The sequence below is a fragment of the Millionella massiliensis genome, assembly GCF_900104655.1.
Taxonomy (GTDB): domain Bacteria; phylum Bacteroidota; class Bacteroidia; order Bacteroidales; family Rikenellaceae; genus Rikenella; species Rikenella massiliensis.
The window spans coordinates 1,190,361-1,216,715 of sequence record NZ_FNWD01000002.1 but is presented as its reverse complement, the minus strand read 5'-3'; the positions used below and the strand labels follow the sequence as shown (position 1 = coordinate 1,216,715).

Annotated in this window: 21 protein-coding genes and 1 tRNA gene; 9 read left to right on the top strand and 13 right to left on the bottom strand. The window is 60.7% G+C overall.

What is annotated here, in order from left to right:
• Positions 1 to 6: 6 nt before the first annotated feature.
• The 4 genes from BQ5379_RS04815 to BQ5379_RS04800 form a co-directional block, all read right to left on the bottom strand.
• A complete protein-coding gene (locus tag BQ5379_RS04815; protein WP_071134387.1) occupies positions 7 to 414 on the bottom strand; it encodes an acyl-CoA thioesterase in 408 nt (135 codons plus the stop codon).
• A gap of 465 nt (positions 415 to 879) precedes the next feature.
• Positions 880 to 1,452, bottom strand: coding sequence for an L-threonylcarbamoyladenylate synthase (locus tag BQ5379_RS04810; protein ID WP_071134386.1), 573 nt, complete (start codon positions 1,450 to 1,452; stop codon positions 880 to 882).
• A 377-nt stretch (positions 1,453 to 1,829) separates the two neighbouring features.
• Positions 1,830 to 3,473, bottom strand: a complete 1,644-nt coding sequence (locus BQ5379_RS04805; RefSeq protein ID WP_071134385.1) for a sialidase family protein — start codon at positions 3,471 to 3,473, stop codon at positions 1,830 to 1,832.
• A gap of 176 nt (positions 3,474 to 3,649) precedes the next feature.
• Positions 3,650 to 4,423, bottom strand: a complete 774-nt coding sequence (locus tag BQ5379_RS04800; RefSeq protein WP_071134384.1) for a nitroreductase family protein — start codon at positions 4,421 to 4,423, stop codon at positions 3,650 to 3,652.
• A 268-nt stretch (positions 4,424 to 4,691) separates the two neighbouring features.
• Between BQ5379_RS04800 and dapF the strand changes: the two genes are divergently transcribed.
• The 4 genes from dapF to BQ5379_RS04780 all read left to right on the top strand — a co-directional run bounded on the left by dapF (position 4,692) and on the right by BQ5379_RS04780 (position 7,419).
• Complete coding sequence (dapF, locus tag BQ5379_RS04795) at positions 4,692 to 5,489, top strand: diaminopimelate epimerase (RefSeq protein ID WP_071134383.1); 798 nt, start codon at positions 4,692 to 4,694, stop codon at positions 5,487 to 5,489.
• 133 nt (positions 5,490 to 5,622) lie between these two features.
• Entirely contained in the window at positions 5,623 to 5,844 is a 222-nt protein-coding gene (locus BQ5379_RS04790; RefSeq protein WP_071134382.1) for a hypothetical protein, read from the top strand.
• 156 nt (positions 5,845 to 6,000) lie between these two features.
• On the top strand, positions 6,001 to 6,816 hold the full coding sequence (locus BQ5379_RS04785) for an alpha/beta fold hydrolase (protein ID WP_071134381.1): 816 nt from the start codon (positions 6,001 to 6,003) through the stop codon (positions 6,814 to 6,816).
• A gap of 180 nt (positions 6,817 to 6,996) precedes the next feature.
• Positions 6,997 to 7,419 (top strand): lipocalin-like domain-containing protein, encoded by a 423-nt coding sequence (locus BQ5379_RS04780; protein WP_071134380.1) that lies wholly within the window; start codon positions 6,997 to 6,999, stop codon positions 7,417 to 7,419.
• Between the two features lie 389 nt (positions 7,420 to 7,808).
• Here the strand turns inward: BQ5379_RS04780 and BQ5379_RS04775 are convergent, their stop codons facing one another.
• The 5 genes from BQ5379_RS04775 to metK all read right to left on the bottom strand — a co-directional run bounded on the left by BQ5379_RS04775 (position 7,809) and on the right by metK (position 15,405).
• Positions 7,809 to 9,377 (bottom strand): endonuclease/exonuclease/phosphatase family protein, encoded by a 1,569-nt coding sequence (locus BQ5379_RS04775; RefSeq protein ID WP_071134379.1) that lies wholly within the window; start codon positions 9,375 to 9,377, stop codon positions 7,809 to 7,811.
• 160 nt (positions 9,378 to 9,537) lie between these two features.
• A complete protein-coding gene (locus BQ5379_RS04770; protein ID WP_071134378.1) occupies positions 9,538 to 10,746 on the bottom strand; it encodes a hypothetical protein in 1,209 nt (402 codons plus the stop codon).
• Between the two features lie 394 nt (positions 10,747 to 11,140).
• A complete protein-coding gene (locus tag BQ5379_RS04760; RefSeq protein ID WP_071134376.1) occupies positions 11,141 to 12,001 on the bottom strand; it encodes a sigma-70 family RNA polymerase sigma factor in 861 nt (286 codons plus the stop codon).
• A gap of 372 nt (positions 12,002 to 12,373) precedes the next feature.
• Positions 12,374 to 13,882 carry a Do family serine endopeptidase gene (locus BQ5379_RS04755; RefSeq protein WP_071134375.1) on the bottom strand — a complete coding sequence of 503 codons (1,509 nt, stop codon included), beginning with the start codon at positions 13,880 to 13,882 and terminating at the stop codon, positions 12,374 to 12,376.
• 299 nt (positions 13,883 to 14,181) lie between these two features.
• Positions 14,182 to 15,405 (bottom strand): methionine adenosyltransferase, encoded by a 1,224-nt coding sequence (gene metK / locus BQ5379_RS04750; protein ID WP_071134374.1) that lies wholly within the window; start codon positions 15,403 to 15,405, stop codon positions 14,182 to 14,184.
• 592 nt (positions 15,406 to 15,997) lie between these two features.
• Between metK and BQ5379_RS04745 the strand changes: the two genes are divergently transcribed.
• The 5 genes from BQ5379_RS04745 (at position 15,998) to BQ5379_RS04720 (ending at position 21,264) form a co-directional block, all read left to right on the top strand.
• Positions 15,998 to 16,070 (top strand) — tRNA-Met (locus BQ5379_RS04745).
• A 373-nt stretch (positions 16,071 to 16,443) separates the two neighbouring features.
• Positions 16,444 to 16,806, top strand: coding sequence for a LytTR family transcriptional regulator DNA-binding domain-containing protein (locus BQ5379_RS04740; RefSeq protein ID WP_071134373.1), 363 nt, complete (start codon positions 16,444 to 16,446; stop codon positions 16,804 to 16,806).
• Between the two features lies 1 nt (position 16,807).
• Positions 16,808 to 17,686: a phosphodiester glycosidase family protein gene (locus tag BQ5379_RS04735; protein WP_071134372.1), complete on the top strand. Its 879-nt coding sequence runs from the start codon at positions 16,808 to 16,810 to the stop codon at positions 17,684 to 17,686.
• A 190-nt stretch (positions 17,687 to 17,876) separates the two neighbouring features.
• Positions 17,877 to 18,983, top strand: a complete 1,107-nt coding sequence (locus BQ5379_RS04725) for an ATP-grasp domain-containing protein (protein ID WP_071134370.1) — start codon at positions 17,877 to 17,879, stop codon at positions 18,981 to 18,983.
• The gene (locus tag BQ5379_RS04720; RefSeq protein WP_071134369.1) at positions 18,952 to 21,264 is read left to right on the top strand and encodes a hypothetical protein; all 2,313 of its coding nucleotides are present in this window, start codon (positions 18,952 to 18,954) and stop codon (positions 21,262 to 21,264) included. Before BQ5379_RS04725 ends, BQ5379_RS04720 begins: the two co-directional genes overlap by 32 nt.
• 635 nt (positions 21,265 to 21,899) lie before the next feature.
• Here BQ5379_RS04720 and BQ5379_RS04715 read toward each other — a convergent pair.
• The 4 genes from BQ5379_RS04715 to BQ5379_RS04700 form a co-directional block, all read right to left on the bottom strand.
• A complete protein-coding gene (locus BQ5379_RS04715) occupies positions 21,900 to 22,376 on the bottom strand; it encodes a GNAT family N-acetyltransferase (protein WP_083377590.1) in 477 nt (158 codons plus the stop codon).
• Positions 22,377 to 22,704: 328 nt separating this feature from the next.
• Positions 22,705 to 23,727, bottom strand: a complete 1,023-nt coding sequence (locus BQ5379_RS04710) for a metallophosphoesterase family protein (protein WP_071134368.1) — start codon at positions 23,725 to 23,727, stop codon at positions 22,705 to 22,707.
• Positions 23,717 to 24,790 (bottom strand): nucleoid-associated protein, encoded by a 1,074-nt coding sequence (locus BQ5379_RS04705; RefSeq protein ID WP_071134367.1) that lies wholly within the window; start codon positions 24,788 to 24,790, stop codon positions 23,717 to 23,719. Before BQ5379_RS04705 ends, BQ5379_RS04710 begins: the two co-directional genes overlap by 11 nt.
• 32 nt (positions 24,791 to 24,822) lie before the next feature.
• Complete coding sequence (locus BQ5379_RS04700) at positions 24,823 to 26,091, bottom strand: M16 family metallopeptidase (RefSeq protein ID WP_071134366.1); 1,269 nt, start codon at positions 26,089 to 26,091, stop codon at positions 24,823 to 24,825.
• Between the last annotated feature and the right edge of the window lie 264 nt (positions 26,092 to 26,355).

Genomic DNA, 26,355 nt, shown 5'->3' with positions numbered 1-26,355 from the left:
GCTATTTTATTTGGTAAACCGTTCTTCGCGTTCGATTTTTTCGCGCCACTCGGTCGGAATGGCGAAGCTCTCTTTGGCCACGGCGTTCCATCCGACCAGCACGGTGCGGCTGTCGGCCTTGACGGCTCCGCTGTTTTGGTCGATCATCTCCTGAAAGACGGTGAAACTCTTGGTGCCGACGCGTTCGATGCTGGTGTGGATGATGATCTTGTCTTTCATGCTCACCGGGATGTAGAAATTGGTCGTCGAACTGGCGGTGACGACGGTCTGTTCGCCGTCCATGTGTTCGATGCCCAGCACGCGTTCGAAGTATTCGTTTTTGCCCAGATCGAAGATGTGTTGGTACTGGCCGTTGTACATGTGGCCCTGGATGTCGATGTCGTTGAAGCGGAGTTGGATCGGTGTTGTAATCATGGTTTGTTGAGAGGTTCGTGTTTTGTCGTACGGCGGGCGGTTGTCGCCGGGCAGCGGTTGGCGGGTGAAGCCGGGGTCCCCGCTTTACCGGGCGGGTAAAGGTAGGGAACCTGATGGGGAGTAGCAAACTCCGTGCCGTTGCGCGGGGGCGACGTCTGCTTTTTACGGAAGAGGCCGAAGTACCCCGGGGCGTAGCGCTGTCGGTTGCCGATGCCTTTTGTGTGTTTTTTATAGGAACGGTAAACCGTTGAGCGGGATTGTGCCTGCGACCTGTTTATTTTCTGTGTAGCAGGTGGCGGGCCGAATGGGAGGTTTGCGGTAAAATGCGGCACACGCCGAACCTTTCGGGGTGCGGCGTGTGTTTGTCGGTATTGCCGGCGAAGGACGTATTGCCTGCGAAGGGGCAGTTGGTCTGGATGTAGGGACAGCTGCCCGGCCGCTCTTTTCGATGGGGGCAGGGACGGGTTACGGACGGAGGATGGTGAAGGAACCGTCCATGTCGAGTTTGATGATGGAGGAGGATTTGTGGGTGGCGGTGGGCTCTTCCATCGAGGGGTCGGCTACCCAGTCTACGCCCTGACGGATGGCGTCGGGGATGGCGTCGAAGGTGGCGGGGGTGGGCTGGCCGCTGATGTTGGCCGAGGTCGAGACGAGCGGACGCCCGAGACGGTGGATCAGCCGTTGGCAAAAGAGGTTCTGGACGAGCCGGATGCCGACGGTCCGTTCGGCGGGGATGAGGTTCGGGGCGAGACCCGTGGCGCCGGGCAGGATCAGGGTCAGCGGATTGGCCCCTTCGGCGGCTTCCCACAGCTCCCACGCGATGGGGGGAACGTCGGGAACCCAGCGTACGACCTGTTCGGCACGATCGAGCAGTACGATCATGCTTTTGGCGTCGTCGCGCTGTTTGAGGGCGAAAATCCGTGCGACGGCCGTTTCGTTGGTGGCGTCGCATCCGATGCCCCAAACCGTATCGGTCGGGTAGAGGATGATGCCACCGCGTTTGAGTGTTTCAAGTGCCTGCTGTACCTGTTCTTCCATGGTTTTTCGGAGATCTTGTTGACTTATGGTTGTGCTCTGCGCGGCTGCGAGCGGATGTCGGCGCCCGAGGGGAGGGGGCCCGGGGGGGCTTCTTTGGGTGCGCTCCTGTGTGGGGGCGTGGCTTCGGGTGCTGGTGCTCCGGGAACGGGCCTGCGGGTAGTTCTGGGGGCCTTCGGAACGAGCCTGTGGGTTGTTTCGGGGAGACTCAGGAACGAGCCTGTGGGGCGCGTGTGCCGGAGACCACTCTTTTCGGGAACCAGTTTTCCCGGTACAGGCTTTTTCGGTAGCAAGCCTTCCCGGGATAGGTCTTTTCGTGACTGGTCTTTCCGGGGAAGGGAACTTGCCTGGTCGCCGCAGCGGTTGTGGCGCGAGCGGAGTTATTCTTCTTCCTGTTTGATGATGTCACGCAGCGGAATGGCCTGGAAGGTCATCTGCGCGACGCTGCTCTCGTACAGGATGCCGACGGTCTGCGGGTCGATCATTGTCAGGCAGGAGTATCCCCAGCCGGGCTCTTCGTCGATCAGCAGTTCGTTCTGCGGCAGCCAGGTCTGGCCGTGGTCGAGGCTCGCCTTGATGGTGATCCGGCTGCGGGTCTTGGTCGTGTCGGGGTTGGCGAAGAGTAGGATGTCGCGTCCTAGTTCGTTCTCGGCGGCGGGTACTTTGATCAGACTGGCCATGCAGACCGGCTCGGGCAGGGCTTTGCGTGAGGTGGGGTGCTCTTCCCAGGTGCGCCCCATGTCGCGGGTGACGCAGATGGCGCGGCTGTCGCCTTCGTTGCGCCGCATGTTCAGCATCAGCACGCCGGGCTCCAGCTCGACCACCTGGGCTTCGGTGGTGTTCTTGAAGGCGGGGGCGCCGATGGTCCAGGTCTTGCCGTTGTCGCGGCTCCAGACGATCGAGGCGTAGGGCATATAGGCGGAGTCGGTCCATTGGATTGGGAAAACGAGGGTGCTGTCCTGCATCACGATGCCGCGACCGGGTCCCTGCAGGATCAGGTGCCACGACGGGTCTTTGATCTGGGCGGTGATGTTGGCCGGCTCGGACCAGGTCTGTCCGTCGTCGTCGCTGTGGACCAGTACGACCTGTCCGGTCTGTTCTTCGGGGGTCATGGCGGAGTTGCGCGAGGCCCACCAGCCGCGACCGCCTCCCATCCCGTGGGTCCACAGGGCCATGACCCATACGCGATCCCGCAGCGGGTCGACCAGTATCGAGGGGTCGCCGACGCCGTTTTCCGACCGGGGCAGCGAGCCGTAGCCGGTCATGTCGATGATGCGGCGCATCGGTTCCCAGGTCTGACCGCCGTCGGTGCTGCGGCTCAGCCCTACCTGGATGTCCTCCTGCAGGTCGATGCTGTTGTGGTTTCGCACGTCGTAGACGCCCAGCAGCGTGCCGGCCGGCGTGGTGGCCAGACCGGGAATGCGGTAGGAGTTGACGCCGTCGTCGCCTGCGGTGCGCACGGAGACAGCCGGACGGTGGCCGTCGGCCTTATGGTCGCGGTGGAGCTGGGCGAACTGGCCGCCGTTGAAGGCCACTTTGGTGATCGTGGGGGTGAACCGGCGGGCGAGCGGCGTGGTGTCGGCGATGCTGAAGCTGACGTAGAAGTAGTTGGTCCACGGGAAAAGCTCCTGATCGAAGTTCAGCGTCACGGAGGTGCCGGGATTCGTCTCTTCGGCCAGCAGAATGGCGTAGGCGGGGTTGTCGAAGATGGTCTGTCCGCCGCCGTATTCGGCTGCGGCGTGGGCCAGTCCGGACGAGGCGCTGCGCGACACCAGCATGGAGGTGGTGCCGGTGTAGAAGATCCGCACGGCACGGACGTAGGGCTGGTCGGCCTGCGGCAGGTCGACGGTCACGCTGGTCATGCGTTCGCCTTCGCGGGTGGGGGTCACGCGCAGGTCGAAGACGATGTTGTTGGCACGGCCCGTGACCATCGGGATGGTGGGCTCGTGGACGAAAACGGTCTGTGCGGTGACGCTGGTCAGTGCGGCTGCAACGGCGGCGAGCGTCAGGAGGAACTTTTTCATGTTCGGGGCAGGGTTGGCAGGTTAGTGGGCGGGAGGCGTGGCTGCTCTCCCGAGGGTGCGGTTGTTGGTGGTTGTGAACAATGGTCGGTGCTTTGAAAAGCAGGAGACCGAAGAGGCTTGGAATGGCCGGTGGCTGTACGCGACCGACGTTATGCTCTCCGGCTTCGCGGGCTGTACTACTCGGCCGGGGCCAGCGGGAATTCGAACATCCCCTGTTCCCGAAGTACGTCGAGGTAGGCTTTCGAGAAGTGGAGGTTGTCGGCTTTGGTGTAGCGCCGTTCGGTGAAGATCCGGGCCAGGTTGGGCAGGTCGTTTTCGCGGAGCAGCTGGGCCGTTTCGGCCGAGGCTTCGCGTTCGGCCCAGAGGGCGTCGATCTGCTCGGGCGTGTAGTCCTGATAGGTGTCGTGGTGTACGACGGCCTCCAGCGGCAGCCGATCGGTCAGCGGAGGCAGCGGTTCGGCCGGGTAGCCGACGGCTACGGTGGTGACCGGTACGACGCCTTTGGGCAGGTGCAGGATGCGCACGATGTCGGCCGCCGTGTAGGTCGTCGTGCCGAGGTAGCAGATGCCCAGTCCGTGGGCTTCGGCTTCGAGCGAGAAGTTTTGCGATGCGAGCAGTGTGTCGATCGCGGCGTTTACGAACCATTGCAGGTTGTCGTAGCCGGGTTCGGCCTCCCGCTGGCGGCACCACTGGCTGAAACGGTGGATGTCGGCACAGAAGGTGACCAGTGCCGCGGCGCCCGTAGCGGCCGGCTGGTTGAAGTGGCAGGGGGCCAGTTCGGTGAATGTCGGCGAGCCTGCCGTCGAGACGACAATGCTGTACAACTGCATGTTGCCGACGGTCGAAGCGCGGGTGGCTGCCGCCAGCAGTTCGTTCATCAGGGTGTCGGGAATGGCCCGGCCGGGTTGGAAGTTCCGCACGGAGCGGTGGTTCTGTATTGTAGGTATCATAATACACAAAGATAGCAAAATTGCGCGGTAAAAAAACGGCGCTTGACGGAATCCTCCAGGATGCGATTTTGTCGTAGACGGCCGGGCTGTGTGGGGGTGTGTGCTCCGTTGCGATACGCTTGGATGGGGGCGTGCGAGGCTGGATGCGGTTGTGTCGCGAATGGTTCCCTGTGCCGGAATTTCGGGGCGGATGTCAGCTTGGAATGCCGGTGAAATTTCTGCGGCGGAGGCTGTTTGCTGACCCGGATATTGCTTTATATTTGCGTCGATGAAAACTGTGAATTTCTCGAAATATCAGGGCGCCGGCAACGATTTCGTGCTGATCGACGTCCGCGACGGGCAGATCTGTCTGGACCGGGAGCAGATCCGTTTCCTGTGCGACCGTCGTTTCGGCATCGGCGGCGACGGGTTGATGACTCTCGAACGCGACCCGGACGGCAGCGACTTCTACATGCGTTACTTTAACTCGGACGGCGGTGAGTCGACCATGTGCGGCAACGGCGGGCGGTGCATCGCCCTGTTTGCCGAACACCTCGGCATCGGCGGCCGAACGAAGCGTTTCAACAGCAGCGACGGACTGCACGAGGCTGAATTGCTCGATGACGGCCGGTTGCGGCTCCGGATGATCGATGTGGCGCGGGTCGAACCGCTGGCCGACGGTCGGTCGTGGTTCGTGTTTACCGGGTCGCCCCACTACGTTGAGTTTGTCGAGCGGGTGATGGATGTCGATGTGGCGCGGCGCGGTGCAGAAATCCGTCACCGTCCGGAGTTCGAGGCGCAGGGGGGAACGAATGTCAACTTCGTTGAGGTGACGGGGCTCGGGGCGATCCGCGTGCGCACCTTCGAACGCGGGGTCGAGGCCGAAACGCTGGCCTGTGGCACCGGGGTGACCGCTTCGGCCATCGTGACACACGCGCTGTTGCAGCCCGAGTGTCGCGATTTCCGGATTCAGGCCATGGGTGGCCGGCTTGAGGTCGCGTTCACGGTGCTTCCCGAAGGCGGCTTTTCCGAGGTGATGCTGACGGGGCCCGCCCGGCGTGTCTTCACCGGTACGATCGAACTCTGAGCCTGCGGGTCGGTCTGCTGAAATCGGACTCCGGTGCACGGAATATGAAAAATTCACGCGGATGCGTGGGAATTGAAAAAAATCGTATACTTGCATCGGATAAACCCGAAGTATTATTCATTTTCCAAACCTTATGAAATCGACACGAGATTTCCGCTCGGACAGGAGCGAAGAGACAACCCGTAAGGCAACGCGGCTCAACCCGATCCGCAAAAGCGGTAAGGAGCGCCACTCCCTCTACAAGTCGCTCGGTGACGACCAGGATGAGGATGCCGAACTGCTTTCGCTCCGTCGACGGGAGTCTGCACTGGACTATCTGGACGACGGCGAAGAAGACGAAGAGGCGGAAGCCTGAGCGGCTCCGCACTCTACGATGTGCGACCCGACATTCGGCCTACCCTGCGGTGTCTTCCCGCCCCCTCCGGTCGGTGACCCGCAGGGTTTTCCATGCTCGCCGGGCGTCGCTCCGCACGGCTCGCTGTAAACCTTGAACCTCTCAAATCAAACGCATATGGAAAAATTCGTCATGGCTGCCGGTACCGCGGTGCGTTATGCCGACGCCGGCAAGGGAACGCAGGCGGTACTGCTGCTGCACGGTTACCTCGAATCGATCGAAGTCTGGGATGACTTCGCCGGTCAGCTGGGCACCTCCTACCGCGTGCTCCGGCTCGATCTGCCCGGACACGGCTTCTCGGACTGGGGCGGTCGCGAGGTGATCGACATTGACTATATGGCCGACGTCGCCGCGGCCGTGCTGGAGATCGCCGGGGTCGAAAAATGTACCGTCGTCGGCCACTCTATGGGCGGTTATGTGGCGCTGGCGCTGGCGGCCAACCACCCCGAAAAGGTCGAAGGACTCGTGCTGTTCCACTCTTCGCCCAACGCTGACTCGCCCGAAAAGGCGGCCAACCGTCAGCGCGAAATCGAACTGGTCGAGGCCGGCAAAAAAGAGATGCTCTCGCGCGTCAATCCGGGCAAAGGGTTCGCGCAGGAGAACCTGCGCCGCTGCTCCGAGGCGATCGAAGACCTGGCCGAACAGGTGATGATGACCGAAGACGAAGCGATCGTAGCCATCCTCAAGGGGATGTCGCGCCGCAAAGACCGCAACGAAGAGATGCGCAACCTCACGATCCCCGAACTGATGATTTTTGGTCGGGGCGACAACTATATCCCCGTGGCGGCTGCCGAAACGATGATTGCGGCACAGCCCCAGGCGCGTGTGGCCTGGCTCGATGGCTCGGGACACATGGGCTTTGTCGAACAACCTGCCGAATCGCTCGCCATTCTGAAGGATTTTCTGGCCGAGGTCGCAGCCCGGAAAAACTGATTCCCCTGGCTGTAGGGAAACGGATACCGAGGGGTGTTCCTGTGTGATTTTTCATGCGGGAACATCCCTGTTTTTTTCTCGTACCCCTATATTTTATTGGGGTTTCGGGGTGGATCGTGTCGTTTTGTGACTTATATTTGCTCTGTCTAACCCGACCGCAAGGTCACAAACCCACTCTTTATGCAAAAGAACCACAAATCGATCGCCGTATGGGCTCTTGCTCTGTCGGCATCTGCCCTCGTAGCGTGCGGCTCGCAACCCGCCGGACAGAACGCGGGCGAAAGAGCCACCGCCTCGTCGACCGCGTCAGCCGAAATTGCCGGAACCTGGGTCGAGCCTATTCCGATTGCCCAGGACGCCGAACAGGGCATGCAACTTAATGCCGACGGCACCGCTACGTCCATCGGGATGGCTACGCTACAAATCAACAGCTGGAAACAACCTTCGTCCGATCTGCTGGTGCTCTCCACTGTCAGCATCGGTAACGGTGTGACGTGCGAAAGCGAGGATACGCTGAAAATCGTCAAACTCGATGCCGATTCGCTGGTGCTGGCCAATACCTCGACCGGTTTTGTCACCTGGCGGCTGGGACGGGAGAAATAACTGTCGTCGGACGGTCGGACGTATCGCGGCGGTAAGGACGTGTTGGCAGTTGGGGCGTATCGCGCGGGGCGGCCGGATCGAAGGTGAGAAGGACGTAAACGAGGATTTGATACAGTACTTTAGTCCCCTGTTTTCAGTTTTTAGTGCCCAGTCTTTATTTCCAATGCCAGGCTCCCTGTTTCCCGTTTCTGTTACGGGGAGTCGCTGCTCTATACCTTTCTGATTCTGCGCCCTACTACTTCTGACGGCTCTCCCTGTTGTTCCCCGAAGCGGTACGGAGTTCGTTTCCCGTCCGAATAGTCGAGTCTGTAACCTTTCATGCAAAGCGCCCGTGAACTGTTCATATGAACAGTTCACGGGCGCTCTCGCTATGAGGATAATTGCGCGGCTTACAGCTTGAATTCGGTAATCACGGCTGCGTGGTCCGACGGGAAACGAACCGGATGGGTATCGATCATCTTCGAATCGACGGGTTCTACGCCGGTTCCTTTGTAGTAGATGAAGTCGATGCGGTAGTAAAATCCGTTCTCTTCGGGCTTGTAGGCCGGCGACCAGGTCTTGCAGGGGTAGGTCTTCGGATCGGGGTACAGCTTGCGGTAAGAGTCGGTGAATCCGGCCTGATCCATCAGCAGGCTGGTGGGCCACGGAATCACGTATCCTTCGTGTTCGTCGCGCGTGGCTTCGATCCAGTCGAGGTGGGAGTCGATGTTGAAGTCTCCCGATACGAAGGTTGGTACCGACCCGTTGATGAAACCGGCATCGCTGGCCTCGCGCAGTATTTTCTCCAGCTCGGCGGCACGGGTGGTCCATTCGCTGGCTACAATCGAATCGACGCTCATCCGGTCCTTGAGCTGCTGCCGGGTGTCGGGCAGGTAGTGGAGCCAAAGGTTGATGTAGTTGATGGTCTGTGAACGGCTGACGCGGATCTTTGCGGCCGAACAGTTGAACGGTTGGAAAAAGTCAACCGGTTCGACGATCGGGTATTTGCTCAGGATCGAGAGGTTCGAGCTGTGGAGGTAGAGGCAGTAGCCGAGCTGGTCGGCAATTTTGGCTCCGGATCCGTAGGTTTCGATCAGGCCGACGATGTCAGCGCCCGAGTCCCGGATGATCTCGGCCACCCGTCGCGGACCTGCTTCGGAGCCGGTCTCATTCCCGCCGTGCCAGATGTTGAAGCCCATCAGGCGCAACTTGTCGCATCGCTCGGGTAGCTGTTCCCACCGGGCCAGGGTGTAGTATGAGGAGTAGATGCGGAAGATCGCTTCGGGCGAGAGTTGCTGTTCGTAGAGCGAAAATTCGTCGATCTGGCCGTTGAAGGCATTCCATTCGGTGCTGTCGGCGCCTCCGATCCGGATCTTGCCGCGACCGTTGAAACCGGCCATTTCGCGGAGGTTGTAGATGGCCACGTTGCGGCCGTCGTAGTAGAGCCAAGCTTTGCCCATACGGCCGTTGTAGGTCAGGGCCAGCAGGTGCCATCGACCGTCGTCGATCGGTTGTCGGGCATGGGTCGGCTCGTACCACAGGCTGCTGCCGTTGTCGTCGGTGAAGCCGGCGTACCACGAACCGTTGGCTGCGGCGCCGATGGTGAATCCGCCGGCCTGGGTCTCTTTGTTGACATTCGTGGCGATAACGTTCCCGTTTTCACTCGCCTTTTCGCCGCTGGGAACGCGTACCCACAATGCGATGCTGTACACCTGTTTGCCGTTGAGGGTGAAGGTCATCGAGTCGAGGGTGATCGGTTGACGGTTGGGGGCTGCGGAGCTGAAGTCCAGAGCCTGGCCGACAATCCCGTCGGGATAAAGGGTGTACGGGGCGAGCGATACGCTGTGATCGTGGGGGGTGCGATCGTCGAAACTGAGGGTGCGAATGTCAATCCCGGTGTTTCGAATCGGGTTCTGGCTTTGGCTCTGAGCCAGTAGCGGTACAAGGGCCAGCAGGAGCGTTATGAGGTGCTTTTTCATCGTGGGGTCAGCCTGGGTTGGGGGGCTGTGGTGGCTTCGTGGGGGGCGAATGGTGGGTCGATAAACAAAAAGGGCGGAGCAAGTTCCACCCTTTTGTCGGATATGCGGTTCGGTGCCTGCGCACCGGTTCGGCCGAATGGCGGCCGCCTCGGATCGTTGGTTAGGGCTCGGGTTGCTCGATGTCGATCACGGTCGTGGTGTCCTGCAGGGGCTCCATCGCTGCGTTGATGGCGTCCATGTCGATTTCGTTCTTGCCGGTGTTGATGAATCCGTAGATCATGATGGCAATAACGATCAGGGCCGCGATGATGGCAACAATCAGCCAAATGTCGGTCTTGGTTTTGGGCGGACGGCGACGGGGCGGAACGGGACGACGCGGAGTACGTCCGGGGCGGCCGTTGGGGCCTCCCGGTCCGCCGGGTGCACCGGGACCTGCCGGACCCGCGGGACGATTGGGATTCCCCATGCGTTGGGCCTGAGCAGGGTCTTTGGGGCCGCGCGGCGGTACGCCGGCTCCCATGGGCGGAGGGGTCTGGCGAGGCATGGGGGGTACGGGCGGTTGTCCGTTCCGAGCGGGTTGTCCGGGCTGGGGCGGCATGGGGCTCTGGCGGTTCCGAAGGGGCTGTCCCTGCTGGAGGGGCATCTGTCCGGGAACGGGCTGGCGACGCACGGGCTGCGGCGGAACGGGTTGATTCCGCGGGAACGGGGGCTGGCCTCCGGGTACGGGTTGTTGGTAACCCGCGGGAGCGGGTTGGTTCCGTACGGGGTAGGGTGCCGTTTGGGTAGGCATCTGACCGGGCATCGGGGGCGTAGCGACGGGTTGCGGCTGACGCACGGGCTGCTGTACGGCGGGTTGTCCCTGTACCTGGATCGACTGGGGACGGGTTATTCCCGGGGCGGCCGCGGCAGCTTGCGGCTGTGCGGGTCGGGGAAAACCGGCCGGAGTCTGTTGTATCTGTTGGGGTATGGGTTGCGGTTCGGGCTGAGGCGCAGGCTCGGGAACGGGTTCGGGCTCAACGGGAACCGGTTCGGCGACGGCGGGCTCGGGAGTCTCGATCTTTTTGAGCGAGATGGTTCCGTTGGCATCGGCGGTGAGGGTCCCCACGCCATCGATCTGGTATTGTCCGGAGGTGGCGAGGGCTTGGCGGAGATAGATGACGAACTCGGAGATCATGGCCTGCGCGTCTTCGGGTTCGACTCCGTATTCACTGACGACGGCGTTGGTGACCACTCCGTCGTCTTTGCGCAGGAACGGACTGAATACCAGCTCTTCACCTTCGGGTGTCTCCTTTTTGAGGAATGCGCCGAAGTCGGGGATGACGACCCTGCGGTGCTGCGCTACGAGTTGTTTCAGTAAGTTGTTATCCATGGACAGTACGTCTAATTTGTCCCAAGGTTACAAAAAAAAAATCAAACTGCCAATTTCCAGCGCGGAAATCGAACGTCGAAAAGCGTTGCAGGCACTGGGCGCGTCGGATAGAGAGGGTATGGCAGGCCGAAACGCGTGAAGTGAGATCGCGTCGTTTTCAGTCGCGATGCCAGAGCCGGGCTGTGCAAAACCATTCATTGGTCGGGGAGCGGCCAGCGCCAAGGGGCGGGACCACCCGTCCCGACGAGCGTCCATGAGGCCCCTCTCGCTCTTACGCAATTCACAACTCCCTGTCGCACTCATCTGTCTCATACCTTCCAATCCCTTGAAAAAACAAATAGCCCGCCTTCGGTGATCGAAGACGGGCTGTTGTCCGGCGGGGCCGGAAAGTATGCTAACCAAGGTAGGTTTTCAGTTGTTTGCTGCGCGAGCTGTGGCGAAGCCGGCGGATCGCTTTTTCTTTGATCTGACGGACGCGCTCGCGGGTCAGACCGAATTTTTCGCCGATCTCTTCAAGGGTCATTTCGGCGGTGCCGATGCCGAAGAAGTATTTGACGATGTCGCGTTCGCGTTCGGTGAGGGTGGCCAGCGCACGTTCAACTTCGGTCGAGAGCGATTCGTTGATCAGGCTGCGGTCGGCGTTGGGCGAGTCGTTGTTGACCAGCACGTCGAGCAGGCTGTTGTCCTCGCCTTCGGCGAAGGGGGCGTCGACCGAGACGTGGCGACCCGATACACGGAGCGTATCGGCCACCTTCTCCTTGGGCAGGTCGAGTACCGTGGCGAGCTCTTCGGGCGACGGGGTGCGTTCGTTCTCCTGTTCGAAGCGGGCGAAGGCTTTGTTGATCTTGTTGAGCGAGCCGACCTGGTTGAGCGGCAGCCGGACGATACGCGACTGTTCGGCCAGAGCTTGCAGGATCGACTGGCGAATCCACCACACGGCGTAGGAGATGAACTTGAAACCGCGGGTTTCGTCGAATTTCTCGGCGGCTTTGATCAGCCCCAGGTTCCCCTCGTTGATCAGGTCGGGGAGGGTCAGCCCCTGGTTCTGGTACTGCTTGGCCACGGATACCACGAAACGCAGGTTGGCTTTGGTGAGTTTTTCGAGGGCGGCCTGGTCACCTTTCTTGATTCGCTGGGCCAGCTCGACCTCTTCTTCGACGGTTATCAAATCTTCACGGCCAATCTCTTGCAGGTATTTGTCCAGCGAGGCGCTTTCGCGATTGGTGATCGATTTGGTAATTTTTAATTGTCTCATTTATACTGTACGATTTGTATCTTCGGAATGGTAGGCGTTTTAATATACGTTCGATTCGCGTTTTTGTTTCGTCGGATCGTATTTTCTTACAAAATTATTTTCGCGTGCGCTCCGGACGGATGGTGCCTCGGGTGGGAGACGCGGCCGTCGCGTTGCGTCGGTTTGCGCCGTTCCGGGCAATCTTTCCTGCACCGAACGACCCCTGCGGGTAACTTTCAAGGGGTGGCGTCGGTATGAACTTCCTGTCCCGGAGGAGGCTGTTTACAAAAGAGGCCACCTGTACGCATGTGGATATACAGGTGGCCAAGGAGTAGAGGCTTTGATGTTCGCCGTCGGGGTCGTTACGGCCGCCGACGGACGAAGGGGTGGTGGCTATCGGGTCAGTGCCTGGTAGCTGACGATCCGGCCGTCGGGATATACCCCGTCGATGGATTGTACTTTGTCGGTGATGCGGTTCAGGTCGCTGACGCTCGAGATCGGGGTGTCGTTGATGGCGGTGATGATGTAGCCGCGCTGTACGCGCGAGCGGGCCAGCAGGCCGTCCGATTTGAGTTCCACTACCTGGATGCCGCCGCGGATGCGGAGCTCTTTCTTCTGTTTGTCGCTCACTTCGCGGAAGGTGGCGCCGAGTTCTTCCATCAGGTTCACGTCGTCTTTCTTCACCAGGTCGGTCTTGCCGGCGCGGTTGCGCAGGGTCACGTCGAAGGTCTTGGTCGAGCCGTCGCGTTTGACGGTCACTTTGATCTTGTCGTTGGGACGCAGTTTGGCGATGGTCTCCTGTACGTCGGCGGTGGTGTTCATGGCTGCGCCGTTGATCTGGGTCAGCACGTCGCCCTCTTTGATGCCGGCGGCTTCGGCGGCTCCGTCGGCGGCCACTTCTGCGATGTAGACGCCACCGACCTCTTCGATGCCTTTTTCCTTGCCGTAGCGTTCGATCCATTCGGGGGTGATGGCCTGGAACGAGATGCCGAGCATGGCGCGTTGTACGACGCCGTATTCACGCAGGTCGGTGACCACTTTGCGCACGATGGACGAGGGTACGGCGAACGAGTAGCCGGCATAGGCACCGGTCGGCGATTTGATGACGGTGTTGATGCCGATGAGTTTGCCTTCGGTGGTGATCAGCGCACCGCCGCTGTTGCCGGGGTTGACGGCGGCATCGGTCTGGATGAAGGATTCGATGCCCATCTGCGAGGACATTACCCCGAGGCTGCGGCCTTTGGCGCTGACGATACCGGCCGTGACGGTCGAGGTCAGTCCGTAGGGGTTACCGATGGCGAGTACCCATTCGCCCAGACGCAGATCTTCGGAGTTGCCGAACGGCATGGTCTTCAGGTCTTTTGCGTCGATCTTGAGCAGCGCAATGTCGGTCGAGGGGTCGGTACCCACCAGGGTTGCTTTGTAGGTGGTTCCGTCGTGGAGGGTGACGATCAGTTCGTCGGCGCCTTCGACCACGTGGTTATTCGATACGATGTAGCCGTCTGCCGAGATGATGACGCCCGAACCGCCCGAGCGACGTTCCTGCTGCTGGGGCTGGCTCTGCTGCTGTTGGCCCTGCTGCGGGCCGAAGAAGAATTCGAAGGGATCGAAACCGCCTCCGCCGAAGGGGTTGGAGTACTGGCGGACGGTGTATTTCTGTCGGTTTTCGATGTTGACCACGGCTTCTACGCCATTTTCGGCTGCGGTGGTGAAGTCGGGCAGGATATTCTGGGTCGAACCGTCGGGTGCCGATGTGAAGTGGTTTTCGGCCAGACGATCGGTATAGGTGACGGTGGTAGCCGTTTGATTCTGCCCTGCGGTCAGGCGGCTGACGCCGTAGGCCGCGATCGAGCCTGCCACTACCGAGAGCGACACGCTCAGGATAATCCATCCTTTTCTCATAGTTACTGTGTTAACTTTTTTGTTTGTTAAGTGGTTGCTGTGAGTAGATGTTTATTTCACGGGCAAGGTATTCTGTTTTTCCGGTTTGTTTCTGCGAATTTACACATTAAGAACGTGACATGTTCGCTCAATGGTATATTGCTGCAAAAAAAATTGCACATTTTTCAGCTCAGGTCTCCGGGCGCTGGCTGCGGCGGGGACGAAACGAGACTCCCGGTGCCGGCAACTGTCTGTGTGTGCGCCGGAACCGGGAGTGACGGTGGGGAAAAGCGTGACGGGCGTTGCCCCGGTCGGGGCGTTTAGAGCCCGAATGCGGTGCGGAGTCGGTCGATTTCGTCGAGTTTTTCCCAGCTGAAGAACTGGATGCCGTTTTCGACGTAGGGCTCGCGGCCGAAGTGACCGTAGGCGGCTGTCGGGGAGAAGATGGGGTTCTTCAGTCCGTAGCGTTCCACGATCTTGGCGGGGCGCAGGTCGAAGAGTTCGGCGATTTTGGCGGCGATCTGGCCGTCGGTCAGGTCGACGTGCGAGGTGCCGTAGGTGTCGACGAAGACGCTCACCGGACGGGCGATGCCGATGGCGTAGGCCACCTGTACCAGCACGTTTTCGGCAATGCCGGCAGCGACCATGTTTTTGGCGATGTGGCGGGCGGCATAGGCGGCCGAGCGGTCGACTTTCGAGGAGTCTTTGCCGGAGAAGGCGCCGCCGCCGTGGGCACCGCGACCGCCGTAGGTGTCGACGATGATCTTGCGGCCGGTCAGCCCGGTGTCGCCGTGCGGTCCGCCGATGACGAATTTGCCGGTGGGGTTGACGTGCAGGATGTAGTCGTCGTGGATCAGGCTCAACAGCAGCTTGTTGCCGCGTTTTTCGAGCCGTTTCTTGACGCGAGGCATCAGGATGTTGCGCACGTCGGCTTCGATCTGCTGCTGGGTGGCTTCGGGATCGTGCTGGGTCGAGATGACGATGGTGTGGATGCGCTGCGGACGATGGTCGTCGCCGTATTCGACGGTCACCTGCGACTTGGCGTCGGGACGCAGGTAGGGCATCACGCCGGTCTGCGGAATCTCGCGCCGGATGTCGGCCAGCTCCATCAGTAGGATGTGGGAGAGCATCAGCGAGGCGGGCATCAGCTCTTTGGTTTCGCGGCAGGCGTAGCCGAACATGATTCCCTGGTCGCCGGCGCCTTGTTCCTCTTTTTCGGCCCGTTCGACGCCCTGGTTGATGTCGGGCGACTGTTCGTGGATGGCGGAGAGTACGCCGCACGATTTCGATTCGAACATGTAGTCGGCGTTGGTGTAGCCGATGCGTTCGATCACGCCGCGGACGGTTTGTTGAATATCGACGTAGGCGTTTGATTTCACTTCGCCGCTGACTACCACCAGACCGGTGGTGCAGAGGGTTTCGCAGGCGACTTTCGATTCGGGGTCGTTCCGCAGAAATTCGTCGAGAATGGCGTCCGAGATCTGGTCGGCTACTTTATCGGGGTGTCCTTCCGACACGGATTCCGATGTGAACAGGTATCCCATGTATGTGTTGCTTTTTGACTGTGAATAATCGGGTTCTGCCGTCGGGAAAGTTTCGGAAGAGGTGCGCCGCCTGGTGGGAAACGAATCAATGTGAAAGCGCACGGTAGGGCCGCGAGGGCTGCGATTGAAGGGTGTGCTTTAGCATTTTTTCGCGTGGTTGCAATCGACCAAATCTTTCCACGGTTCGGATTGTTTGTCCTTACGAACGGCGCAAAGATACGAATTATTATGACACGCTGGCATCACGGGGTAAAAATGAGCTGCCGGGCGCGAGGGCGAACGTCACGGAGAATGGGCGGATGCGGACGGAGGGGTAGCGGTAAACGGTCGTATCCCAACGGGGGGATTGCCCGGATCCTGGGGTGAGGAGCGGTACACATGGAGGGCGTCGGGGGTGGCTTGTCTCGGCGGGCGGCATGTTGTAGGGTAGAGCGCGAAGTGTAGTCCCAGCTCTGTGCAAAGGGGCTATAAGTCTGAAAATTGGCGTTTTATCGGGATGATCGGAAAAATCCGGATAGGAAGCAAAAAATTTTTTTTGTCGATTTGTTTGTTTTTGTCGCCGGAAGCATTACCTTTGCACCCGTAATGAGATCGCGGGGTGGAGCAGTTGGCAGCTCGTTGGGCTCATAACCCAAAGGTCGGAGGTTCGAGTCCTCCCCCCGCTACTAAGAATCGAAAAGGCTTTTACCCAATGGGTGAAAGCCTTTTTTCGTTGTGGATTGTTGAGAAAAGGGGTGGAGGAGGGCGGAGGAACGCGACAAAGTTTCCGAGCCGACAGCGGGTTGACGGTAAAAGTCTCGGCGACAGCGTCATCGCGCACGGGGTTTCGCACGGGGGGACGCGGGTTTTCGTGTCGGGGAGCTGGAGCGGGAGTGTTGCGGAAAGAGGCGGAGCCCGTTCTCCGGCCGGTGGGGAGAACTCCTACAGAGGGCCGAAATTTCATACACTCCACCCCGAAGTTCATACATTCCGGCTCCGGAAAAGGTCGGGCCATCGGCAAATCCCATTATCTTTGTTTTCGGATAGCGTGCTCCGCGAATGGAAAAGTATCTGATTATAAGTACGACGAACGATCTGGTGCGTATTGCCCCGGAGCGGATCGTGTACATCTCTTCCGACGGCAACTACTCCACGCTCATCCAGGCCGACGGCGAAACCCGTCTGCTCACGTTCCAGCTCGGGCAGATCGAAAAGATGATCGCCGAGCAGCTCGGAGTCGCAGGCAATCACTTTATCCGAATCGGGAAGTGCCTGATCATCAATCGTAACTACATCTATTACATCAACGTCCCCAAACAGCGCCTTACGCTCTCGGACGCCTGCTCGGTGAACTACACCGTCAGCGCATCGCGCGAGGCGCTCAAACAGTTGAAGGAGTTGATCGAAAAGGAGGGCCGATAGCATGAAAACTGAAAATGAGATACGTGACGACGAAATCCGGATCATCGGCAACGACCGGCCCGGTGCCCCGGACCGGAACGGACGTTTCGGCCGGCTCGGAAAGTGGCCCGTTGTGGCGGCAGCCGTGCTGTTTGTCGTGCTGGTCGCCGCGGCGGCCTATCTGCTCGGACGCGCCGAAGGTGAACCGCAGCCCGAACGCGAGGTGACCCCCGTGCTCTCGACACCCGACCGGATCCCCGCTCCCGCGCAACAGTCGTCCGATACGGCCGGTTATGTGGTCATAACCGAAGAGACCGTCAACGATGTGCCGCTCTACCTCTACACGCCCCACCACGCCTGGCCCACCCTGGAGCTCGGGCTGCCCGACCGGCAGGATTCAACCATTGTCTTTGTGGCCCAGGCGGCCGATGTCGGTACCCGCGGCGAAATTATCGGTGCATTTATTCTGCGGGGCGAGCAACTGGCCCGTGCCCTCTCCAAACAGGGCTATTGCGCTATTTTTGACGATCGCATCGAGATCGGGGTCAGTCCTGATACGCCCCTCTTCGACGAGGCGCTCGAACGCGGGGGCTGTTTTTTCCGGCAGTATCCGCTGGTGGATAACGGTCAGCCGGTCGAAAACAAACCCAAAGGGAAGGCCATTCGTCGTGCCATCGGTGAACGGCGGGGTGAGATCGTGATGGTCGAAAGCCGTTCGGCCGAGTCGTTTCACGATTTCGCGCAGGCGTTGGCCGACCTCGGTTTCCGGAACGCCATCTATCTGGTGGGCAGTACGGCCTACGGTTGGGCCGTCGACCGTGACGGCAGGCGCCACGAGTTCGGCATCGAGAACAGCGATCTGCCGGCCAACACCAGCTATATCGTTTGGCGGAGCCGCTAACGGTGCTCCCCGGTCATTCCCCCCTTGTCGGGTGCTTTTCCGCCTCTGTGCGGAGTAGGTAATCGCATCCCGATCTTCATTTCATACCTCATCCGATTGAGTTCGTACAGCCGCGCCCGAAACGCGAGGCGGTACGAACTCTTTTTTGGAGCTTTGCTCTCAAGAAACACCCCTAAAAAGCAAAGCATCCATGAGGCATTTTTCCCGTTTATTCCATTCACTCGCTGTGCTGGCGGTCGTGGCCGGTTTTGGTTCGACCGGTTGCTTCTCCGGCTCTTCCGGGAGCGCAGGACGCGATACCCTGAGCGCCGACAGCGCGGCTCTTCGCGCAGTGGCGGAACATCGGCCCGCGAACGGAATCTATTACTGGCGGACGGTCTTCGATCCCTCGGCCGAAGAGACCGAATTTCTGCGGGACCATCAGGTCCGGCGGCTCTACATCCGTTTTTTCGATGTCGATCGCAATTTCGATGACGACGGCGAGCAGCCGGTCATTCCCATTGCCACGGCTATTTTCCGCCAGCGGCCCGATTCCACGCTGGAGATCGTGCCGACGGTCTATATCACCATCGAAGCGTTCCGCACGATTGTCTCCTCCGGCAAGGTTGTCGAGTATGCGCGTCGGGTGGCCGACCGATTGCAGCGGATGATCCGCACCAACGGGATTCGGAACGTGCACGAGGTCCAGATTGACTGCGACTGGACTGAGTCCACCCAAACGCCCTATTTTCAGTTTCTGCGGGAGGTTCGTTCGCTCTTTGCCTCCGAGGGCATCGCCCTTTCGGCCACCATCCGGCTGTGGCAGCTGACCGCTTCGTTGCCTCCGGTCGATCGCGGCATGCTGATGTGTTACAACACCGGAAATGTCCTCCATCCCGACGAGCGGAACTCCATCATCGATCTGGAACGCATTCGACCCTATCTCGACTACCTGCCCCGGTATGCCCTGCCGCTCGACTATGCCTATCCCACGTTCGGCTGGGCCGTGTGGTTCCGCGACGGCAAGTTCCGGGCGCTGGTCCGGCTCACGGAGTGCTCCGACCGGTCGCTCTACGAACCGATTGGCGACAATAATTACCGTGTGGTACGGGACCACTACATCGTTGAAAAACAGCTCCGGGCCGGCGACGTGTTGCGGCTGGAAACGGCCCCCTTCGAGTTGGTCCGTGCCGTGAAACGGGCCGTTGAGGCCAAACGTCGGCCGGGATCGGCCTCCGTGGTGCTCTATCATCTGGAAAAAAACAACCTCGAAAAATATACCGCACATGAAATCGATTCGCTCTATTCTCTTCGTTAGTCTGCTGTTGCTGGCCGGAGTGTGGGAGGCTGCCGCCTGCATCGGGTCAACGTTTTTTCCGCGCGGCTATCGCACGTTCCGTATCCAGCCGTTCGGGGTCGATACGATGTGGATCGGCGACCGCGTGAACGGGCGTCCCAAACTGAACAACGACTGGAACTGCGAACTGTGGCAGCGGCAGACGTGCGACACCCTGCCGGTCGAGGCGATTGCCCGGGTGGTGTTCAAGTATTCGGTCGATCAGATGCGGCGGCTCCGGGCGCATGCCGCTGCGGGCGAGAGTGCGCGCGACAGGAACAGCTTTGCCCAGTGGCTCGTGCACAACCGCGATACGGATGCCCTCGACCTGCTCATCCTGGCCAAACAGTGTGAGGCGGTGCGGTGGCAGATGCAGGACCCGTGGTACTATCCCGACGGGCAGGACGAACTGCACGGAGCGCTGGATTCGATCTACCGGGTGGCGATGGCTCCGCGCCGGACGCGTTTTCGCGACCGTTACCTGTTGCAGGCCATGCGGGCGCTCTTCTCGATGGGGCGTTACGACGAGTGTGTGACGCTCTGGAATCGCGAATCCGGGACGATGCACCCGTCGGTGATTCGCAACATGACGGGAAGCTATGCGGCCGGGGCCTGTTTCCGGCTGCGCGATGCGGATCGGGCGGCGGCGCTGTATATCGAATGCGACGATGTGGACAATGCGGCCTGGTGTCTGGGCGAGCGTTATCCCGCCCGGTCTGCGGTGGAGCAGATGGAGTGTATCTACAATTACTACCCTCGGGCTGCCGAACTCACCCGGAAACTGCAGCGACTGATTACGTCGTGGGAGGATGGCCTCGAAACGCGCTTGGACTGGGGGCGTCCCTATGAACTGGATTCGGCTACGCGCGTGGAGTGTGAGCGGCTGAAACAGTTTGCGCTGCGGGTGGTCGGGGAGAACCGGGTGGCCGAACCGGTCGTATGGCAGTATGCTGCGGCTTATCTGACCGAGATGATGGGTGACCCGAAGGAGGCCAGACGGTTGCTCGCCCAAACCGAACGCATGGAACGCAACGAACTGGTGGAGGAGAGCATCCGGATGCTCGACATCTATCTGGAGGCCCAAACGGCGACCTACAATGCGGCTTACGAAAAACGGTTGCGCAAACAGCTGGAGTGGATCGAGAAGCGTATGGCCGACGGTATCCGGCGCGGGGTGGATACGTTGGCTCTGTTTAGCGGGATGAGCTCGAATCAGAGCTGTTTCTATCCGAACGACATGATCCGCAAGATCATGCTGGCGGTTATCGTGCCGCGCAGCGTGCAGCAGGGAAATCTGTCGCTGGCGCTATTGGCCGCCAACTATGGCGACAACCGGTTGTCGGTACTCCTGCGGATGCGGGAGCAGGAATCTTGTGTGCACGGGTGTTTTGGGTATCCCCGGGATTTGGTGTTCGGCTCGCGCGATATGGTGTACCCTTATGTGCCGGCGGGGCAGGAAGATTGGCGCCAGTGTAATTCGTTTGACTACTCCAACGACTATTTCCGTCTGATGGATACCGTTCCGCTGCGTGAACTGATTGCCCATGTGGAGATGTTGGTGGGCAAACGGGGCGGATCGGCGTTCGAGCGTTTTCTGCGGGATCGGGTCTATGTCGATACCGATTATCTGTACGACCTGATCGGGACGCGCTGCCTGCGTGAGATGGATTACCCGCAGGCACGGAAATATCTGGCCCGGGTGTCGGCTGGTTATCAGCGGAGGCTCAATACGGATGTCTACATGTGGCGCGACCCCTTCGAAGAGTCATGGGTGCGTGCCGGTCACGATTTGCAGGACGATTTCGACTATAAACTGAACTTCGCCACGCGGATGTGCGAATTGGAGGAGAAGATGCGTTCGGACGATCCGGTCCGCAGCGAAGAGGCGTCCTTCCGCTATGCGACGGGGATCTGCAACTCCTTCGAACGGTGCTGGGCACTGACCGCCTACCACAGGAGTGCATGGATTGTGCTGGGTAGGGACACTTCGCCTGTTGTGCGGTACGAGGCGAAGTGTACCGATATTTGGCAGCGGCTGCGGGATTCGAGTCGGAATCCGGAGTTGCAGGCTCGGTGTCAGATGGCTCTCGCGGCTCTCGCCGGGACGCAGACCCAATGGTTGTACAAAACGGAACCGAGAAAAACGCAATATGAGCAGTTGCGTGACTCTCTGCAGCGACGTTTCTCGGAGACGAAGGCTGAAGAGTACTTCGCATCGGTCTGCGACAACTATCGAATGTATATTGAGAAGACCGGCGAATAGCATACAGGCGCGGGGAATGGTCCCCGCTGCCGGTTGAAAATTTGAAAAATCTATTGAAGAATGATCTTGGCCCGTGCGGGGGTGGCACCCGTGTCGGTACTGCGGTAGTGACGGTTTTGCGGAGGAGAGTCTGCGTCCTGTATCTCTATCTCTCCGCATGCGGTATCGGGGGACAAGTTATGAAGCCGGGTGAGTGAGCCGGCGATGTAAAAGGATTATGGATCACCGTCAGTGATCGGAGTTGGGTGAGCGGAGTATCGTTGGGCTTCGGCGCGAATGCTAGGCCGTTCGGGGACAGCAACCCGACGGCTGAGGTGCCGACGGCTGGCGATGGCGGCCGAACTGCGGATTGCGTCGGTTTATGAATTATTCGAATGTATTGAGTAGTGGTGACATCCGGTGCCGGGCGGAGAAATCCGTGAGGTGCCGGATGTTTTTGTTGCAGGGTGAGGGTGTGGGACGATGAAGACCGAAGAAGGCTGACCGGCGAATCAGGTACGGGGAGTATCGAGTAGTCGGTGGGTATGGAGAGGCGGAAGATATGGGGGAGACGGAGAGTATGGGGCAGTCGAAGGGTATGGGCGGTGGAGGAAAACCCGGAGAAAGCGGGAGGGACCGGGTCGGGAGACTGGTTTTCAGAGGGGGCGGCGCAACAGGTGCATGTCGATGCAGCGGCTGCCGTCTTCGTCGATGACGGGCTCCGCGTAGTGGTCGGCGAAAAAACGGGGCAGGGTCCGCCAGTAGCGGAATCCGCACCGTTCGTAGAACGGGATGCCGCAGTTGCTGGTACCGACGGTCAGTGCCTCGAACCGTCCGCGATAGTGGCGGCAGAGCTCTTCCAGCAGGACGCGTCCCCAGCCCTGCCGCTGCCGCGCGGGAACGACGGCCAGGTTCTTGATCTCTCCGTCGGGCGCTACGACGGCCTCGCCGATGACGGTCCCGTCGGAGGCGCGCCAGACGAGCATCTCGCTGCGGTCGAGGTAGCGCTCCACCATCCCGATCTCCGGATCAGCCAGCAGCAACAGCTCCAGGTGGGCACGTTTGTGTTGCGGATCGGCGATGATCTCGACGGTGTAGTCTTGCCGGGTGGTGTGTGGTGCAGGAATGGGCATCGGTGGGGGCGGTGGTGGTAGAAAACGACGATTGCGGGCAGGTCCGAATTTGTCCGAGGCATCCCCGTAATCTCTTTATCTTATCAGGCGTGTGTCAAAGGATCATGTTCCTCTGCGTCCGGCAGGCAGGCGGCGGAACCTCAGACGATTCCCGGCAGGCCGAAGAAGGCAGGCGTCGAACGCTTCGCATGTCGGGTGCGGGGCCGGAACAGGTGCCGGGTATCGAAGCGGGAACGTGCTTGGGGCCGTTGCGGACGGCCCGGATCGCCGTACAAGCACCTGTTGCCGGAGCGGAGATGGTACGGTGCCGCTACCGGGTCGGGGCGGATTATCGTGCGGGGGCGGGCTGTCGGGTCGGAGCCGGCTGGAAGTGGAGCCGAAGGGTGGCTCCCTGATAGGCTGCGGCGGGTACGAACTGGGGGTTGTCGTTGCGGAAGCCGATGGCCTGTTCGTGGGTGTGGCCGGCCAGGATGCCGATCACCTGCGGCGACTCCCAAATGGTGCGGCAGAATTCGTAAGTCGTGGCCGTATGGCCTTCGGCGGGCCACGGCTCGCGACGCTCGATCTCGTAGTAGATGTCGTTGGCCTGGTTCCATTCCGGACTGCCGCAGCTGTAGTCGATGTTGGTGCCGGGCATGTAGAGCGGTACGTGGACGCACAGCACGATCGGCAGGCCGCGACGCAGCTCGCGTTTCAGCAGGGCCAGCTGCTGGGGGAGAATTTCGTTGGTCGAGTTGTCGATCATCAGGAAATTGACGCCGTTGACCACTCGCGAGTACCCCATCGGATCGGCTCCCTGGTAGAGCGGCGCGAGGTTGCTCCGGGTCCATCGGTCGCGTTGGTCGTCGGCCTTTCCGGGCTCGCCTTCGTAGTGCCAGTCGTGGTTCCCGGCGATGTAGCACCACTCCAGCCCGCTGCTGTCCATCGTGCGGGTGATCCACTCGACGGAGGCTTGTGACGGGAAGTTGAGGATGTCGCCGCCGAGGATCACCAGATCGACACTGTCGGTGCGGGCCTGTTCGAGGGCGCTCAGCAGACCGCTCTCACGACCGTTCGTGCGGCCGTAGTTCTCGGGTTCGACGGCCGAACCGCCCATGCGACGCGTGTAGTCGATATAGGGCAGTCCGCGGCGGTCTTCGACCGTGAAGTGCAGGTCGGCCAGAAACAGTACGCGGAACGGACGCTCCGGGCCTTTGCGGAGAAAATATTCGATCTGTCCGGTGGAGGGAACGTAGGTGACGTTGGCCAGCGGGCGGCGTCCGCTGGCGTGAACCGGAGTAAGGCTGCCGACGGTGGTCAGCAGGCTGAGGATAAACAGAGTCAGGGGGGCGAATGGCGGGTTATGCTTCATCGTTGAAAAAGAGTTGGTAGTAGTGCATGCCGGTGGCTTCGTCAAATCCTTTGCGGATCAGCTGACGGTCGCCGTGGACGTAGATGTGGAAATTCTTGTCGAGTTTGATGACGTTCTTGATGTTGCGCGACTGGCGCTTCACGGCTGGGGTCGAGATGTCGAACTGTTCGGCGATCTCGATGTCGTGCTGCTTCTCGTAGTCGGCCTTGTAGTTGCGGAAGCTGTCGATCACTTCGGGCTGTTCCATCACCTCGGCGGCGAAACTCCCCAGATCGAACGCCTCGTTCTCTTTGAAGTAGGCGACCGATTTGTTGAGCAGGTCGGCCTGGTCGGCTTTGGTCACTTCGTACTCCTGGGGCAGCTGGCGCGTGACGAAACTTTTGCACAGGGCCAGCGTAGCGGCCGTCTGGTAGTAGTCGTCCTGCCGCTGGCGCAGGTGTAGAAACTCGTCGATCCAGTAGCGCGCTTCGGTGCGGTTGGTGTTGTCCACCACAGCCACCAGGTAACCGTTCTCGCGTTCGGTGTTGAAAATCAGGCATCCTTTGTCGAGCCGGTGGATGTCGATCCCCTGCTCGCTGTCGATTTCGAATCCGTCGCCCTGGGGCCATACGCGCAGGAAGGTCTCCTTGTTCTCGGACTTGAACAGCCCCAGCGCATCGACCGTCTCGCCGTCCACGACACAGTTGCGCAGCAGGGCGACGTAAAATTCGCCGCCTTTGATCTTGGGATGGCCGCTCTGTTCGTAGAGGTGGCGGGCCAGGGCGACCGAACGGTCGAGAAACTGCGTGTCGAGCCGATCGGGCGCGGCGTCGAAAATCTGGCTCGCGTAGGCGTAGACTTCGTTGAGCGACAGGTCGCTGTCGTGGTAGAGACGGTAGTATTCGTTGGCCGCCACGGTTCCCTCCCGCGTGAAGGGGGTGGTGAAGTAGGTGGACAGCAGCCGCAGCACGGTGTCGCTCACGTCGAGCAGCCGGTCCGAGAGGCGGATGCCGTCGTCGTTGGCGCGGTTGCCCACGTGGTGCAGGGCTATCAGTTCGAGGGTCGCTTCGTCGCAGTAGATCATGATGTGTGGGGCGTTGATTGGAGGGGATGGGGTCAGGCGCCGACGATGACGGTCGAGAGGGTGGCGGGGTCGAGCCACTCGCGGGCCACCTGCTGGAGACGTTCGGGGGTGACGGTGCGCATCTCGTTGAAGAAGGCGGTCACGGCGTCGTTCGTGGTGCCGCACTGCACGTTTTCGATCGTCACGTCGGCAATGCCGAACGGTCCGTCGAGGATGCGCATCATCTCGCCGGCAATGATGTTGCGGACCATCTCCAGCTCGGTCGCGGGGATCGGTTCGGTGCGCAGCCGTTCGATTTCGCGCAGGATCTCGGCCACGGCGTCATCGGTGGCAGCGGCCGTCACGTCGGTGGCGATGGCAAAGTAGCCGGAGTGCTGCATGTTCAGCATGGCCGAGTAGATGCCGTAGGTGTAGCCCTTCTCTTCGCGGAGGTTTTTCACCAGTCGCGACCCGAAGTAACCGCCCAGCACGGTGGCGGCCACCTGAAGCGCGTTGAAGTCGGGGTGTCCTTTGGGGAAGAGCACCTTGCCGATGCGGATCGAGGATTGCAGTGCGCCGTCCCGCCGGGTGCGGATCAGCGGGGTGGAACTGGTCGGCGGGATGCCGGGGTCGGCCGGCGGTGCGGCCACGGGGATGCGGCCGAGAAACTTCTCCAGTGAGCGGGCTGCCTGCGGAGTGATCGCGCCGGAGGCCACGGCAAAGAGGTTGCCGGCGGTGTAGTAACCGGAGTAGAAGGTGCGCAGGGTGTCGGTGGTGAGTTGGTCGTATTCGGCTGCGGCAGCCACCCGGCCGTAGGGGTGTTCGCGTCCGAAGAGCGCCTCGGAGAAGAGCTCGCGGGCCTGGTAGGAGGGCTTTTCGCGTTCGATGGTGAGCTGCTGTTTCCGTTTCGAGGCGTAGAGCTCGAGTTCGTGGTCGGGGAAGAGGGGCCCGAACAGAATCTCGTCGAGCAGTTCGAGCGTTGTGTCCAGAAAACGGCTCAGACAGCTGACGGTCAGCACCGAGTAGTCGCGGTCGATCGAGGTGTCGTAGTAGATGCCGTAGAAGTCGAAGAGTTCGGCAATCTGGGCGGCGGTGTGGCGGGCGGTCCCTTCGCTCATCAGGTTGAGGGTGGCCGAGGCGGCAAACGGAGCGGGCTGGTAGCGGGTGCCGGCGTTGAAGACAAGGCTCAGCCGGACGAGCGGCTGGGTGCCGGCATCGATGGTCCAGAAACGGATGCCGTTCTGCAGGGTGGTCTGCCGGGCGGCGGGAATGGTGAGCCGGTCGGGCAGCTGGAAGGGGGGCTGTATGGTGCGGTCTAACATATAGGGTCGGTTTGTGTGGTGGTTGGGTGCGGCCGGGTAAGCGGAGGCGCGGTGTGTCCGGCCGGTGTCGCGTCGGGTGGCTGGTGTTACGTCGTCGGGTGGCTGGAGACGGCCGGTGAGGGCCGGGTTTCGGCGACTTGTGTGAACGGGGTCTCCCGGCCACTTGTGCGGTGCGGGTTCCGGCGGTTGGCTGGCGATCGGCTGGTGGCGGAATGTCTGCCGCGGATCGGTCGTCGAACGGGCTGCGTGTGGTGCCGTACGGTT

Bases quoted from the DNA above. Each gene is read 5' to 3' on its own strand.
- BQ5379_RS04725 (WP_071134370.1), top strand. From the start codon at position 17,877: ATGAGGCATTTTTCCCGTTTATTCCATTCACTCGCTGTGCTGGCGGTC.
- BQ5379_RS04780 (WP_071134380.1), top strand. From the start codon at position 6,997: ATGCAAAAGAACCACAAATCGATCGCCGTATGGGCTCTTGCTCTGTCG.
- metK (WP_071134374.1), bottom strand. From the start codon at position 15,405: ATGGGATACCTGTTCACATCGGAATCCGTGTCGGAAGGACACCCCGAT.
- dapF (WP_071134383.1), top strand. From the start codon at position 4,692: ATGAAAACTGTGAATTTCTCGAAATATCAGGGCGCCGGCAACGATTTC.
- BQ5379_RS04700 (WP_071134366.1), bottom strand. From the start codon at position 26,091: ATGTTAGACCGCACCATACAGCCCCCCTTCCAGCTGCCCGACCGGCTC.
- BQ5379_RS04775 (WP_071134379.1), bottom strand. From the start codon at position 9,377: ATGAAAAAGCACCTCATAACGCTCCTGCTGGCCCTTGTACCGCTACTG.
- BQ5379_RS04800 (WP_071134384.1), bottom strand. From the start codon at position 4,423: ATGATACCTACAATACAGAACCACCGCTCCGTGCGGAACTTCCAACCC.
- BQ5379_RS04720 (WP_071134369.1), top strand. From the start codon at position 18,952: ATGAAATCGATTCGCTCTATTCTCTTCGTTAGTCTGCTGTTGCTGGCC.
- BQ5379_RS04740 (WP_071134373.1), top strand. From the start codon at position 16,444: ATGGAAAAGTATCTGATTATAAGTACGACGAACGATCTGGTGCGTATT.
- BQ5379_RS04755 (WP_071134375.1), bottom strand. From the start codon at position 13,882: ATGAGAAAAGGATGGATTATCCTGAGCGTGTCGCTCTCGGTAGTGGCA.
- BQ5379_RS04810 (WP_071134386.1), bottom strand. From the start codon at position 1,452: ATGGAAGAACAGGTACAGCAGGCACTTGAAACACTCAAACGCGGTGGC.
- BQ5379_RS04785 (WP_071134381.1), top strand. From the start codon at position 6,001: ATGGAAAAATTCGTCATGGCTGCCGGTACCGCGGTGCGTTATGCCGAC.
- BQ5379_RS04815 (WP_071134387.1), bottom strand. From the start codon at position 414: ATGATTACAACACCGATCCAACTCCGCTTCAACGACATCGACATCCAG.
- BQ5379_RS04770 (WP_071134378.1), bottom strand. From the start codon at position 10,746: ATGGATAACAACTTACTGAAACAACTCGTAGCGCAGCACCGCAGGGTC.
- BQ5379_RS04715 (WP_083377590.1), bottom strand. From the start codon at position 22,376: ATGCCCATTCCTGCACCACACACCACCCGGCAAGACTACACCGTCGAG.
- BQ5379_RS04735 (WP_071134372.1), top strand. From the start codon at position 16,808: ATGAAAACTGAAAATGAGATACGTGACGACGAAATCCGGATCATCGGC.
- BQ5379_RS04705 (WP_071134367.1), bottom strand. From the start codon at position 24,790: ATGATCTACTGCGACGAAGCGACCCTCGAACTGATAGCCCTGCACCAC.
- BQ5379_RS04790 (WP_071134382.1), top strand. From the start codon at position 5,623: ATGAAATCGACACGAGATTTCCGCTCGGACAGGAGCGAAGAGACAACC.
- BQ5379_RS04760 (WP_071134376.1), bottom strand. From the start codon at position 12,001: ATGAGACAATTAAAAATTACCAAATCGATCACCAATCGCGAAAGCGCC.
- BQ5379_RS04710 (WP_071134368.1), bottom strand. From the start codon at position 23,727: ATGAAGCATAACCCGCCATTCGCCCCCCTGACTCTGTTTATCCTCAGC.
- BQ5379_RS04805 (WP_071134385.1), bottom strand. From the start codon at position 3,473: ATGAAAAAGTTCCTCCTGACGCTCGCCGCCGTTGCAGCCGCACTGACC.